Origin of the sequence: Pseudobutyrivibrio sp. OR37 (assembly GCF_900113655.1) — a bacterium.
GTDB lineage: Bacteria > Bacillota > Clostridia > Lachnospirales > Lachnospiraceae > Pseudobutyrivibrio.
On the sequence record NZ_FOQF01000009.1, the window covers coordinates 1 to 14,920 of the forward strand.

Below are 14,920 nucleotides of genomic sequence, written 5' to 3' on the forward strand. Positions count from 1 at the left end.
TAATAAAGGTTTCGTTTCATTAAGAAACTTAAATGAATTTCAAGGATACATGTTTTAAAAACTTGTATTAATTCAAGGTTTGTTTCACTGTTCAGTTATCAATCTTCGTTTGTTGTGCTTCTCAGCAGCAACTCGTTTATATTATCATGAGCAGCTTGCTTTGTCAAGCACTTTTTAAGATTTATTTTTTTAATCTTTTTGATGAAACACTCGATTTCATCTTGTGTTCTGCTCTCGCGGAACGAATAGTATATTATCATCCCACTACCACAAAGTCAACAGGTTTTTTCAAAATAATTAATGTCTTTATATTCCGATAATTCTCTCAATTATGTTGTTTTGATAAATAAAATACAACATCTGGTCATTTTCTGTGTTTTCTATGATAAATCTGCCATACGCAGAGGCTGGGAAGCAGTCTGCAATGAAGAGGATAAGCCATATTATTATTATTCCTTCTATTAATCCTGCCAGAAATCCCAATAAACGATTTACATCCCTAACCCCTGGAACAAGGCCTATTACGTTTATGATCTTGTCTAATATAAGTATTACTAATATAGCTACTATGATACATGCTATAGTTGATATGCCTTTTATAGCTGTAGACGCTAATTCTGTTGCTATTACATTAATAGTAACATCTATTGAGCTTTGCACTGATTCTTCTACTTTTTGCCTAATAGCTTCTGGCACCACAACCAATACTGCATCCTGACCTGAGCCTGTTTCTTTTTCTTCTGATTCATAATATCTTTCATGAAGATGTTCATCTAAGTTCTGCTGGATTACTGTGGGTATAGTTGTGTTTGTAGAAATATAGCTGGCAGCGAAGGTTGAGCCAAAGTTTACAAAGCATATCATAAAAATCCATGCTACCATACCAAATACTATTCTTAGCATACCTTGGGTTGTGCCTCTTATTATGCAAATCAGCATTATGATTCCAAATACAACTAATAAATAGTTTATTTCCATATTATCACCTATTTTAAATATATTTCCTCTGTCTTATTTTTTTGAATAATATAATATCTTTTTTCGGCTGTAGTTGGTATTACATCATAGACTGTATCATCAAACTTGTACGTAAATTTCTCAAAGCCTTGCAAGTTGTATAAGGCAATCTCGTTTTCATTCTTAAGCATCACTATATTATTATCCAGTAGTGATACGTATTCGTAATTATTGTCTAATTCCTTTGATACGCTCTTAAACCCGTACAGATTATAAACATTTAATACATTTACTACTTCGCCTGATTCCAAGGATTTCTCGCAAATATATCCAAAATGAGTGTCGTTATAGAATACACTCTTCATCTGCTCATCTATCGTTATATCCTTGGCTACAGTAGCTTTTAAATTATTGTTAAATACAATTATTTTCGAATCAGCAAATGCAATAGCTTTATCATTTTTTACGTAATCTACCTTTGGTATTAGTGTACCAATGTACTGGTATGATGCAACAATATTATCCTCTTCTTTTTTGCCTGCGCTTGTGAAATCGTAAAATACTAATTCTGTTGAGACTTCTCCATCATCTACATTAATAATGGATAAGAGCAGGCGCGTAGCGTTTGAAGATAATGCCATGGATACAGGAAAGCCCTTATTTTCAGGATGAATTTCTCCTGAAACAAGTAGAGTTCCTTTTTTATCGTACATTTGTATATATGTTGTGGAATTCTCCTGCAGCATAATGGCTACTGTTCCCTGATTGGCTACCCTTGCCTCTATTACTGGTGTAGTAGTTGCTATTGATTTAATGAATCCTTTAGAAGAGAAAATATCTACCTCTGTTCCTTTTTTATCATAAACAACTATATAATCACCGCTAATATCTACACTTGGATTAGTCATATCATAAGTATAATTCCATATCAATGTACCATCAAATGCAGTGTAGAAAATACCATCTGCGCTGTATTTCAAAAGATTATTATTATAGCTTATATAATGACTTTCAGCTGAATCCTGTCTTTCCCAGCTTTTTTCCACCTCAAAGTCCTCATAAGTGGAAACAGTCCTGATTACTATGATAGAAATAACTATTATGAGCAAAAGCAATAGTAGAAATAGGTATCGTTTTTTCGGTGGGGTATAATCGTCATCTTTTATCGGCTTTTTCTTTATTTCTACTTCCTCTGCTGTTTTCTCTTCCTTCTTTTCAGGTAGTTTAATAATCTTGAATTCTTCCATACTTAATTGCCTTATCTAAAAAATTATGGGCTGTATAACCAGCCCATAAATATTTTAATATACGAATACTGCTACTTGATATGGTGCAACTGGGAAAGCTATTGAGTACTCTCTTCCATCACACTCTTCGTGGACTGGCATATAGCTATCTTCTATCTTTCCACCTTCACCACCAAATTCAGTGTTCTCACTATCTAATAATAGTTTACATTTTTTATTTTCAGGAACACCAACTTTATAATCATCATATCTCATTGGTGTCATATTAATTACAAATAGTATATTATTCTTGCCATTTTTGGATTTACGGACAAAACTAAATATGCTTCTATAGTTATCGTTGGCATTAATCCATTCGAAGCCCGCCCATGATACATCCTGTTCGTACATTGCAGGATAATTTCTGTATATGGTTAGTAATTCCTTAAACATTCTTGAAACATGTCTATGGTTAGGATTATCAAGCACATACCAATCTAGTTCTCTGGCCTCGCTCCACTCTGTGCCTTGTGCAAATTCCTGGCCCATGAAAAGAAGCTTCTTGCCTGGGTGTCCCATCATAAATGCATAGCCCGCCATAAGGTTTTTATATTTATCAACCTCTAGTCCTGGCATCTTTGCAAGCATTGAGCCTTTAAGGTGAACTACTTCATCATGACTGAGCACCAAAATATATCGTTCTGCTTCGTTATAGCTCATTGCAAAAGTCATTCTATTGTGATTATCTTTTCTGAAATATGGATCCAGCTTCATGTAATCAATGAAATCATGCATCCATCCCATATTCCATTTGTAAGAGAAATTCAATCCGCCATTTTCAACATCACCTGTTATCTTTGGCCATGCTGTGGACTCTTCGGCAATCATAACAGCTCCTGGATTTCTTCCTCTGATTAATGTATTAATATGCTTAAAAAACTCGATAGCATCTAGATTTTCATTTCCACCGTGCTCATTTGGAACCCACTGGCCTGGCTTTTTACCATAATCCAAATAAAGCATAGAGGCAACTGCATCAACTCTTAATCCATCAATGTGATATTGCTCTACCCATTGAAGGGCACTACCAATTAAAAAGTTTTTAACCTCTGGCTTGCCATAGTTAAAGATTTTTGTACCCCAATCTGGATGTTCGCCCTTACGTGGGTCACCATATTCATATAATGGCTGGCCATCAAAATCAGCTAGACCATGGGCATCCTTTGGAAAATGTGCAGGAACCCAATCCAGAATGACACCTATGCCATTTTTATGAAGATAGTTTACAAGATACTTGAAATCGTCTGGTGTGCCGTATCTTGATGTTGGTGCATAATAGCCTGTTACCTGATAACCCCATGAACCATCAAATGGGTATTCAGAAATTCCCATTAATTCTACATGAGTATACCCCATATCAAGAACATATTCTGTTATGCTATGAGCAAATTCCTTATAGCTATAGAATCCATCGTTTTCTGTTCTAGGATGACGCTTCCAAGAACCTGGGTGCACCTCATATATTGCCAATGGCTGCTCCCAAAAATTCTTAATTGCTTTTCTTTGCTTCATCCATGTTTGGTCTGTCCATTTAAACTTTGTAGTGTCGAAAATGCGTGATGCAGTACCTGGACGAACCTCTGCATAAGTAGCATATGGATCTGCTTTGTAAAGTTTAGTCCCATCATCTGTGTATATTAGATATTTGTATAACTGGCCCTCTTTAGCCTCAGGTATAAAGGTTTCAAATATACCCTGCTCTGCTGGTTCAACTCTATGCATGAAATTGCGGTTTTCATCCCAATCGTTAAACTCACCAATAACAGCTACACTAGCAGCATGTGGTGCCCATACGTTAAAAAATACGCCTGTTTCTTTGCCTTGCTTACCCTTGTGAGCACCTAGCTTTTTATATATATCATAGTGTGTTCCCTGGCCAAACAAATATCCATCTAGTTCTGTAAAATTGCTCATATACTACTATCCCCTTTATTTAATTATTTATCAAAATCCTTCTCTTTTAGGATGATATTGCCGTATCTATCATATTTTGGCTTGTTAAAGAAGCCTCCCCTTGTAGATTTTTCGATAGCATCATCCATAATCTCTGCCACTTCTTTTATAGTGGTAACATGGTCGTAACGTCCAATAAGATTAATTCTATTGTAAAGTGCAAGGATTCCCATATCGTCTATTGTACAACCTGCTTCAAGAGCATAGGTCTTAGCAAATGATACCAATTCATCAATTGAGAATACTGGAATTACAATCTTTTCGGTAAATCTCTTTGCGAATGAATGGTCGCGCATTAATGCTCTATCTATACCCTTTTTATTATCCTCAATAATAAGGATTGTTCCTGTTTTATCAGATTCCATCAATAGTGATAAGGTTACGGCTGTTTCTTTTGAAATTCCGCCTGCAGCCTCGATAATAAGACATCCACCCTGTATCTTAGAATAAAGTCTTTGGATATCCTTTTCGTTAAGCTTCTCGCCTGAAATCTTTCCGATTCCTCCCTTTGGATAGCCTGTCTTCTTCTGAAGGACCTTGATGATGCTTGTTGCCATCTGAGTCTTTCCAGAGCCCTGTTCTCCGACAATTACAATGCTTCCACCATTTCCATTAGGCTTTAACAAGTGCTCAGCGGCACCTTCTATAACCTTGGTGATTTTGGCCTTCATTCCTGAAATTGGTAAGAAGTAAGAGAATATCTCTAAATCCTCTTCATCAACACCAACAGAAGTTGCTGCTTCCTGCTCTAGAGCTTCTTCTAGCTCTGGGATATCTAAATCCTGTACAGGAACTGCCTCTGGGGCTGGTATTTCTGATACTTCTTCTTCCACTTCTGGAATTACAGGCTCTTCAACTTCAGCAGTCTCCTCTGGTAATTCCTCATGGAATGGTGTAGAAATAACCTCGTTCAATAAATCCTGTGGGATTTCTATTGGAGGAAGCTCGAAGTCATCGTCATAGCTGTAAGCTTCTGAAGTTTCTTCTGAAGTTTCCTCTGCATTATCCTCGAGCACCGCCTGTAGCTGCTCGCTGTCTAACTCTCTATAATCATGTTCAATTGTATTATCTGCAACCTCAGAAATAGGCTCTTCTTTGTATGATTCAGCCTCTTGATTATCTATTTCTTCTGGAGCTTCTTCATCATCAACTGTTAATCTATCGATTTCCTGCTGTAGGATGCTGTTCACATCAGCAATCAACTGAGAGGCTTCTGTTAAACCAACATCTTCATCTTCTTCTGTGTTTTCTACATCTGCTGATTCTTCAAGGGTTGGTGGTTGCCAGTTGGCTGTATCCTCCAGCTCTTCTGCGGTGCGCATAACTGCAGTGCCTGCACTTGCAACCGATGCTGCAGCTTCCTCTGCTGTAATTACAGGAATATCTATTAATCCTTCCTGTGAGCCGTCTATTGATAATTTAGGAATAGCAAATCCTGTTCTTGGCTGAGTATCATCTGACTGCTCTTCCTCTGAAGCTACCTCTTCCACTGGTGTTTCTTCAAGCTTAACTTCTTCGATTCTATCTGGCGATAAGTATTCTTCCTTCAATAATTCCTGAGATGTCATGCCAGCATTAAGCTTAGACATAGCACCTTCCAAACGATTAAGGACATTATTGGCCTCGCGCAAGGCACGTGCTCTGGCACTCTCTAATTCCTTTGTCTTAGCATCTTCCATTGCTGCTTCAGCTGCACGCTTTGTCTTTTCCCATTCAGCTAAAACATCCTCGATTGTCATTTGGCCTTCTACCTGCTGCTCTGTTTCCTTGCTTTCATCGGCAAGCTTTAAGCTGATTTGACCATCATAACCTTCCTCAAGATACTGCTGGAAGGTATCGTTAATAGAGAATTTATCATCCTCTTCTTCAACATCTTCATCATCTGAAACCTGCAGATATGGAATCTCTTCAACAAGATTTTTAATGGCATCCATGTTTTCAGATACTTCACCTGCATCTGTTGCCTTCATGATTTCATCAATGTTCTTTTTAATTTCAGCCTGAAGGTTAAGAGTATCAAATCTCTCTGGTCCCTCTGGTAGCTTGATGGCTTTAACATTAGGCAAAACTCTACTAGACTCGGCCATTATTTTTGGAGTAATTTCTGTTATTCCATCTTTCTTGGTCTGGAAATTTCGATATTTGTCCTCTTGCGACTTATCTAGTGGCTGATAAAGCATCTTTAATTCCAAGGCTCTTTCAACAACTGGGCCGTCTCCGAACCATAAGATAATCTCATCACATAAAGATATGCATTTTTCCGCTTGATTTGTTTTGTGGTAAAGATAGGCGAGCTCGTACGCCCACTCCTCAATAAAATCGTTATCCTTGAGCTGCTCAAGAATCTTGATAAGAGTGGCTGTATCAGCGCCTTTTGCAACATTAATATTATATTTTAAGATATATTTTAAGCTATCATGAGGTGCTATTTGAACAAACTCGTTGTAGTATTCCTGCGCTTCATCTATTTCCTTAAGCTTAATTGATATCATACACAGCTTGTATAATATCATCCTTCCGATTGGTGAACGCTCATGAGCTAGGAGCAGTAAATCTCTGGCATCCTCTACTTGCCCTGCTGCTTCATAACACTCGCTTCCTGCTATTAAATCGTTTATGTTATGAATCCTTCGCCAATTAATACTTTCAGCTACGTTCATTGCATCAACGAATTTATTTTTTGATACGAGATTTTTCATCTCTTCAATCCTAGTACGATACTCCATTTTTTCCACAGCATTATTCTCCAAAATACATACTTATAGTTATAAAAAATTTTAACATACGTTAATTCTAAAATCAAAAAAACCAGGACAAAATATCCTGGTTTTTTTAATTATTTTTTACCGTGATTATTAAGCTTGAATGAAAACTTTAATTTGGATGTAGCTAGCTTTTCTTGATGTTTTATCAAGGTGTTAGATTCCAAATCTATATAATCCATCAGTATATATTCATTTGTATCTTTTGGTAAATCTCTTCTTTCCACAAGATAGCTTGCAATTCTGCCAACTATGTAGTAAATAATAGCAACTATTGGAACTGCTACAATCATACCGCCTACTCCAAAGAAGCCAGCACCTACAACTACAGCGAACACTACCCAGAAGGATGATATTCCTGTTGAGTCCCCAAGAATCTTTGGTCCAATAAGATTACCATCTACCTGCTGTAATATCAGGATGAAGATTAAGAAATATATACCCTTCATTGGCTCTGTAAGGAAAATAATGATTACTGTTGGAACTGCTCCAATATATGGGCCGAATACGGGAACGATATTGGTTACACCGACAATAACTGATACAAGCATAGGATATGGCATCTTCATGATTAGACATGCGATGTAGCATATCACTCCAATTATAATTGAATCTATAATTTTTCCGATAATAAAGCCGTAAAAAATTTCTCCAGATTTTCTGCTAACCTCTAATATGATATTAGCGTACTTAGGTGCAAATATGCCGCAAACAAGCTTTTTAGCCTGTGCCTTAAAGGTCTCCTTTGAAATCAATACATAAACAGAAACGAACATTCCAATTATGATGTTAACAATGAATTTAGTGACAGAAAGAACGCTGCTTGTAATCATAGACATCATATCAGATTGGTCGTAATCGACATATTGATTAAATAAATCCAGTCCTTGATTTACCAAATCACCAATTTTATTGTCTTTTGCCTTCATTAAGGCCTCTTCATAATTACCTTTTGTAACTACATTACACCAATCTAAAACTCCTGCAATCTGATCTTCTATATGATTTGCAAGGTATATAATGGTGCTTATAAGATTTGGAACAATTGATGCTATTATAAAAATCACAATGCTTACAAGCACTACCAATGCCAAAATTGAAGATAATGCTCTATCGCCCTTTTTGGCACCAACCTCGGTCTTGCAGAATTTTGCAAAAATCTTATATAGTCTCTTTTCAATAACGCCCATGATAGGATTCATTAAAAATGCCATAACAAATCCTATCAATATAGGCTGAATTACTTTATTTACATGGTTAAATGCCGCAGATACGCTCCTACCATTTCTTAGCACAAAATAAAATGCTATAACTATGCAGGTAGCAAAAACATAGCTTCCTAGCTTTCTTCTAAAAGCTCTTCGTTCGAGCTTTTCGTTTTCCTCTGGCATATTCCCCTCCTTAGGCCTACTTTCTATTGTAATTAATTAGGCAGCCTTTAAGAATTATTTCTCTCTCATCATCTGTAAGTTCTCCAAGGGTCATTGTAAATTCCTTTAATCCCTCATCTCTTACAACATACGCTTTTATTGTGTCATCCTTGTTAACAACAGCATCCTTTATACCTGGAATAAAGATATAATCCAAGTTTTTGAATGGTAACTCACCTTCTGGAATTACAAATGGAAGCATTCCCCAGTTAATAAGGTTTGAACGATATCTCTTTGTAGCATATTCATTTGCAATATTAGCCCATCCGCCAAGTACCTTCTGGCAAGATGCAGCCTGCTCTCTTGCAGAACCATCTCCTGGTTTTACAGCAAAGATAGTGCTTCCTACTCCAAAATTATCATGATTTACATCAGGATATGTTTCTTTTACCTTATGTACAATCTTTTTAAGCTCTGGAACAGCATCACCTGCGCACTCTCCTGCCTCTAAAGCCTTCTGGGCCTTTTGAATATTCTTTGCACGTCCTACATACTCTGGATCCTTACGAGATAATGTAAACTCTGCAAGTCCGAGAGGATTAGAACGATATGATGATGTCTCACCAGATGGAATTAGTTCATCTGTTGTTGTAACTGGATCATGAATCTCTGATACTACCTGAAGGAATAAATTTTCAGGTAATGCGCTCATCTTTGGCCAATCCTTGATGTTTGGTCCAAAGTGAATCTCTGTATCTGGTTCAGCTACGCCCTTTGAATCAAATACGCGGTTTGCATATATTCTTCCATCAAAATGATACTTTGGCTTTGTAAAATCGACATCAATTTCTGTTGCAGCTGTAAGATATCCCTTGTTTGCTGCTGTTGCAGCGATTGAACGAGCATCCATAAGTGCAACTGATGCAATCTGACCATTCTGAAGCTTAGAACCCTCTCTGTTAGGGAAGTTTCTTGTAGAATGGCGAATTGAAAAGCCATTATTTGAAGGAGTATCGCCTGCGCCAAAGCATGGTCCGCAGAATGCTGTTTTTACAATTGCTCCTGTGCTCATAAGGTCGGCAACGGCTCCATTCTTAACAAGCTCCATGTAGATTGGGGTAGATGCAGGATATACTGAAAGTGTAAATTCATCTGGGCCGATGCTTGCGCCCCTAAGTATATCAGCGGCATCACAAATATTCTCAAAGCCACCGCCTGCGCAGCCAGCGATAATACCCTGGTCTACATATAATTTTCCGTTTCGAACTTTATCTTTAAGTGAAAATTCTACCTGACCATCAAGAGAAACCTTTGCTCTCTTTTCACAATCGTCAAGAATATCCATAAGATTAGCATTTAATTCCTCAATTGTGTATGTATTGCTTGGATGGAAAGGCATGGCTATCATTGGCTTAATCTCATCGAGATTTATTTCAATCATTCCATCATAGTATGCAACTTCACCTGGATTAAGCTCCTTATATTCTTCCTTACGGCCATGAATTTCGTAGAATTCTTCTGTCTTTGAATCTGTTATCCAGATGGAACTTAAACATGTAGTTTCAGTAGTCATAACATCTACGCCAATTCTAAAGTCCATAGAAAGATTTGCTACTCCTGGGCCTACAAACTCCATTACCTTGTTCTTTACATAGCCCTTATCAAATACCTCTCCGATAATTGCTAAGGCAACGTCCTGTGGGCCGACACCCTTTCTAGGAGTACCTGTCATATATACACCAATAACACCTGGCATGCTTATATCGTATGTCTGCTGTAATAACTGCTTTACTAGCTCTGGTCCGCCCTCACCCATAGCCATGGTTCCTAATGCGCCATATCTAGTGTGAGAATCTGAACCTAACAACATTTTGCCAGCACCAGCCATCATTTCACGAGCGAACTGATGTATAACAGCCTGATGTGGTGGTACATATATTCCGCCGTATTTCTTAGCACATGTAAGTCCAAACATGTGATCATCTTCATTAATTGTTCCACCAACTGCACATAATGAATTGTGGCAATTAGTAAGGCAGTATGGAATAGGGAATTTTTCAAGGCCTGAAGCCCTAGCTGTCTGAATAATACCTACATAAGTAATATCATGACTTATCAACTTATCAAATTTGATTTGTAAGTGGTCCATGTTTCCAGAAACATTGTGGTTGGCTAGAATGCCATAGGCCATAGTTTCCTTATGTGCAACATCTTTTGTCACATCTTTGCCTATTGCAGCCTTAATCTTTGCGCTTGCCTCTGGGCCATCTTCTACAATCTGGCTACCGTTAATTAAGTACACTCCGTTGTTGTAAAGCTTCATCCTTTATTCTCCTTTTAGTGTTTTAATCCAAAAAGACCTGATAGTCCTTTCTTAACTGGTTTCTTTTCCTCTGAAGATTCTTCCTCCTGCCATTTAAAATACTCTGCATCTAAATCTTCTGAAGATATAGTGTTTTCTGGTATATCTTCTGTTGGTTGAGCTACATCATCATCTATTTCAATTCCTGCTTTTGCAAAGTAATCTTTATCTATTCGAATTTCTGGCGCTGCATATTTTGGTGCATCATCATATTCTTCTGATGTTCCTTCCGCCTTTTCTTTGCGGATTCGCATGTTTTCTTCATCAATTAATCTAAGATACTTCTGTGTATCAATCAAATCGTTCAAATGGCCCTTAAGCTCCAATTGATTTGATTTTACAGATTTAGTCTCTTCTTTTATCTTTTTATTTGCGTCCTCATAAATCTTTGCTATAGATTCCTGGGATTCCTTTATAATATTTTGAATAGCATCTAGCGCACTATCAGTGTACATGAGTGATGCTGCATATATATCTTCAGCCTTTCTGGTAGCCTCGAACACAATATCATCACCCTGCTTCTGCATTTCACGATTGGCTTTGTCACGGCTTTTAACTGTAAGCTCATGCTCTTCCATCATGTCGTACATACACTCGTTTAGTTCCTTGAGAAGATCCATCATTGCATTTTTATCAACGATGACATTTCTTGTGCTTCCTTCATAAGGCTGAGCCTTTGAAAATAACACATGCATATCTCTTAATACTCGTTCTGTTCTATCCTGTGCACCCATACTATAATCCTTTTTCTATATATAAAAATACCGAGCCATTGTTAGATATCATTTGGTAGCCGCTTTGCAGGACTCCCTCCAGGCGACCCCGCGTCAGATGAACGGTCCTACTTAGTGCTGCTGCATTCCTGCCCTGACACGATTCGTAGGTGCCCATTACGCAGGACCCAAAGATCAGCATCCTACAAAACGACCGCCAAATGATATCTTATATTGCTCGGAGCCCTTATTTTATGATAACAAGGACTCCTTTGTCAATATATATGCCTTTATTACATTACTTGATTTTTCTGTTCGCGAAGCTCTTCAAAGAATTTTGTCATTATTTCTGTACATCTTTCTCCTAAAACACCTCGCTCAACCTCACATTGATGATTAAACTGTTGCATCTGTAAAATATTAATAACGGAGCCAGCACAACCCGCTTTTGGATTCATAGCCCCAATAACAACTTTAGGAATTCTTGCCTGTACGATGGCTCCAGCGCACATCTGGCAAGGCTCTAAAGTAACATACAAAGTGCAATCCTCAAGTCTCCAGTCTCCTGTTTTTTTACAAGCTTCTGATATTGCTGCTATTTCTGCATGTGCAAGTACACTTTTATCGGTGTTTCTGCGATTATACCCTCTTGCGATGATTTTGTCATCCTGAACTAATACACAACCAATAGGTACTTCATTTATATCATAGGCTCTTTTTGCCTCTTTTAAGGCCTGCTCCATGTATTTCTCATTTATCTTAAGATTACGCTTTTCTTCTTTTTCTTGAAGTTTAGCAACGCGTTTCTCCTCGCGTTCCTCTTTTGATAACATAGATTTTCACCTCCTACTTTGCTATACTTTTTATTATAAATATAGCATTTATTCGCATTTTTCAGCTATTTTATTTATAACACTTTTAGATTCAAAAGGAAAGAAAGGCTTATGTTAATACTAGGTTTACAGAAAACAACTCTTTTAGATTATCCAGGTAAGATTGCATCAACTATTTTTACAGGTGGATGTAATTTTAAATGCCCATTTTGTCATAATAAAGATTTAGTTTTTCCTCCTAAGGACGCTTTTGCCTTCACTGAAGAAGAGATATTTGAGCATCTTCTATCAAAAAAGAAAATATTGGATGGTGTTTGCATAACTGGCGGCGAACCTACTCTTCACAAGGATTTGCCTGAGTTTATTAAAAAGATTAAAGACCTTGGGTTTCTAGTAAAGTTGGATTCTAATGGTACAAATCCTGATATGCTGGCAGCCTTGATTGAAAGCAAACTTGTTGATTATATAGCAATGGATATAAAAACCACCAAAGAAAAGTACAACGATATTGCGTGTATGAACAGTTTTGATATTGCTCCCATCGATGCATCTGTATCACTTTTACTAGAAGGAAAGATTGACTATGAATTTAGAACAACTGTCATGGCGGAATGTCATACTGTGACTGATATGGAAGCAATCGGACAATGGCTTAAGGGCGCAAGGGCATACTATTTGCAGAGCTATAGAGAGTCTGAACAAGTTATTAATCCTATCTTTTCTAGCCCTAGTTTGGAAACCTTAGAACAATTTATTGATGTATTAAAACCATATATTCCTAACACGCAACTAAGAGGTGTATAATATTATCATTAAATAGGGGGATTGCAATGACATTTGAGATTAAAACCGACCGCTTAGTTCTAAAAGTACTTGGGCCAGAAGCTGCACCTATGGTATTAAGCTTTTATCAGCGAAATAGAGATATTTTTGAGAAATACGAACCTATTATTGGAGACGATTTCTATACTATTGCTCATCAAAAAAAAATACTTGAATTTGAACATAAAAACATTCTAAAGCTTGTTATGATTCGATATTGGATTTTCGACAAGAATAATCCTACAGAAATAATTGGTACTGTAAGCTATAGAAATATAGTTCGTCCTATTTATGAAAGCTGTACCATCGGCTATAAAATGGACAGAAATCATATGAATAAAGGTTTTTGCAGCGAAGCCATTAAAGCTACTATCCCTATTATTTCCAGCGAACTTGGTATTCACAGGTTTGAGGCCTTAATTCTTCCTGATAACGATTCTTCTATCCACATGGTAGAGAAAATTGGCTTTAAATACGAAGGCATCCTCCGCGATAAAATTATCATCAACGGAGAACGCCTTGATCATTGTATGTATGCTTATCTTGCCAACAATTGATTATTTAAGGATTTTACTTCCATGAGGCTCTAATTCTATATCTGTGTGCTCTCCCCTGTAATCAAAGCTAATTTGCTTTTTATCGGCCGTATTATTTAAAGCTACAATTACATATTCATCATTATAAACTCTCGCAAATACTAATGTCTCATTTCTTACCTGGACTTCTTCATATATTCCAAGCTGCAATGCTTTAGACTGCTTTCTTATTTCAGCCAAAGTTTTAATATGCTCAATTAAATTTGGATTATTCATCTTATCAATATCAAGCTCTGGCCTAAGTGCGTAATCGCCATCACCAGCGTTTTTATCACCTTCAATTGCCCATTCACTACCATAGTAGATAGATGGAATTCCTGGCATTGTGAACAGCAGTGTATAGGTTGGATATATATTTTCTTTATCGTTCAGTAATGTTGCTATTCTATTTACATCATGGTTATCAACAAAATTGTAGAGATATTTACCGCTATAAAGTCCTCCCTGGCCCCATTGACGCTTCATTGCATAATTTATCTCAAAATAATTATGGTCATTATGGCTGGAATATATACCCTTCCAACATTCATAATTGGTTACAGCATCTAACATTTCCTCGTTTACATAGACATTATAATCTCCATGAATTATCTCGCCCATTAGCCAAAAGCTTGATTTCTTTTGCTCAGTGTATGCTTTTAAACGCTTGAAAAAGCCTCTTTCAATACAATCAGCAGCATCAAGTCGCAAGCCGTCAATGTCAAACTCATCTATCCACATGCCTACAGCGTTTAATATGTGGTTATCCACAGCTTCACACCAATGATTCAACTTTACAAGCTCCTCTGCACCTGCCCAACATTCGTAGGATAAGCCATCATTGTGCCAATTATTACCGCCTAGATTTAGACCTGCTATCCAATCCTTGTATGGAGAGTTGTCTCTGTTTTTAAGTACATCTATGAAAGCCTCATGACCTCTACCTACATGATTGAATACACCATCTAATACGACCTTTATATCATTGGCATGACATTCCTTGACAACCCTTTTAAAATCATCATTATCGCCTAATCTTCTATCTATTCGGTAATAGTCGGTAGTGTCATAGCCGTGAGTCCCCGATTCCATTATTGGGCCAAGATATATGGCATTTATACCTATATCCTTTAGATGAGGAATCCACTCTATCAGTGTTAATATTCTGTGCCCTGCAGTTTCATCGCCTTTATTCTCCCTTGGACAGGCAAATGCTCCTAGCGGATAAATGTGATAGAACACAGACTCCTTAACCCATTCTATATCTCGCATAAAAACCTCCAATCT

Annotated in this window: 11 protein-coding genes and 1 other RNA gene; 2 read left to right on the forward strand and 10 right to left on the reverse strand. The window is 37.2% G+C overall.

The window, feature by feature from the left end:
- Positions 1 to 306: 306 nt before the first annotated feature.
- The 9 genes from BM097_RS05945 to tadA all read right to left on the reverse strand — a co-directional run bounded on the left by BM097_RS05945 (position 307) and on the right by tadA (position 12,236).
- Positions 307 to 903, reverse strand: coding sequence for a CvpA family protein (locus tag BM097_RS05945; protein ID WP_242944667.1), 597 nt, complete (start codon positions 901 to 903; stop codon positions 307 to 309).
- A gap of 83 nt (positions 904 to 986) precedes the next feature.
- Positions 987 to 2,204, reverse strand: a complete 1,218-nt coding sequence (locus BM097_RS05950) for a DUF5711 family protein (RefSeq protein ID WP_090546928.1) — start codon at positions 2,202 to 2,204, stop codon at positions 987 to 989.
- A 54-nt stretch (positions 2,205 to 2,258) separates the two neighbouring features.
- Positions 2,259 to 4,157: a 1,4-alpha-glucan branching protein GlgB gene (gene glgB, locus BM097_RS05955; RefSeq protein ID WP_090546930.1), complete on the reverse strand. Its 1,899-nt coding sequence runs from the start codon at positions 4,155 to 4,157 to the stop codon at positions 2,259 to 2,261.
- Positions 4,158 to 4,180: 23 nt separating this feature from the next.
- On the reverse strand, positions 4,181 to 6,931 hold the full coding sequence (locus BM097_RS05960; protein ID WP_090546932.1) for a tetratricopeptide repeat protein: 2,751 nt from the start codon (positions 6,929 to 6,931) through the stop codon (positions 4,181 to 4,183).
- Positions 6,932 to 7,032: 101 nt separating this feature from the next.
- Entirely contained in the window at positions 7,033 to 8,349 is a 1,317-nt protein-coding gene (locus tag BM097_RS05965; RefSeq protein ID WP_090546935.1) for an AI-2E family transporter, read from the reverse strand.
- Between the two features lie 16 nt (positions 8,350 to 8,365).
- Complete coding sequence (locus BM097_RS05970) at positions 8,366 to 10,651, reverse strand: hydratase (RefSeq protein ID WP_090546937.1); 2,286 nt, start codon at positions 10,649 to 10,651, stop codon at positions 8,366 to 8,368.
- A gap of 14 nt (positions 10,652 to 10,665) precedes the next feature.
- Positions 10,666 to 11,424, reverse strand: a complete 759-nt coding sequence (locus BM097_RS05975) for a hypothetical protein (RefSeq protein WP_090546939.1) — start codon at positions 11,422 to 11,424, stop codon at positions 10,666 to 10,668.
- A 30-nt stretch (positions 11,425 to 11,454) separates the two neighbouring features.
- An RNA gene (gene ffs, locus BM097_RS05980) (signal recognition particle sRNA large type) lies at positions 11,455 to 11,645 on the reverse strand.
- A gap of 51 nt (positions 11,646 to 11,696) precedes the next feature.
- Entirely contained in the window at positions 11,697 to 12,236 is a 540-nt protein-coding gene (gene tadA, locus BM097_RS05985) for a tRNA adenosine(34) deaminase TadA (protein WP_090546941.1), read from the reverse strand.
- Positions 12,237 to 12,347: 111 nt separating this feature from the next.
- On the opposite strand from tadA, the gene BM097_RS05990 reads away from it, so the two are divergent.
- Together BM097_RS05990 and BM097_RS05995 are read left to right on the forward strand one after the other, a co-directional pair.
- Entirely contained in the window at positions 12,348 to 13,040 is a 693-nt protein-coding gene (locus tag BM097_RS05990; RefSeq protein WP_090546944.1) for an anaerobic ribonucleoside-triphosphate reductase activating protein, read from the forward strand.
- Between the two features lie 26 nt (positions 13,041 to 13,066).
- Positions 13,067 to 13,615, forward strand: coding sequence for a GNAT family N-acetyltransferase (locus tag BM097_RS05995; RefSeq protein WP_090546947.1), 549 nt, complete (start codon positions 13,067 to 13,069; stop codon positions 13,613 to 13,615).
- On the opposite strand, the gene BM097_RS06000 is transcribed toward BM097_RS05995, so the two are convergent.
- Positions 13,616 to 14,905: an alpha-amylase family glycosyl hydrolase gene (locus BM097_RS06000; protein WP_090546949.1), complete on the reverse strand. Its 1,290-nt coding sequence runs from the start codon at positions 14,903 to 14,905 to the stop codon at positions 13,616 to 13,618.
- Positions 14,906 to 14,920: the final 15 nt, after the last annotated feature.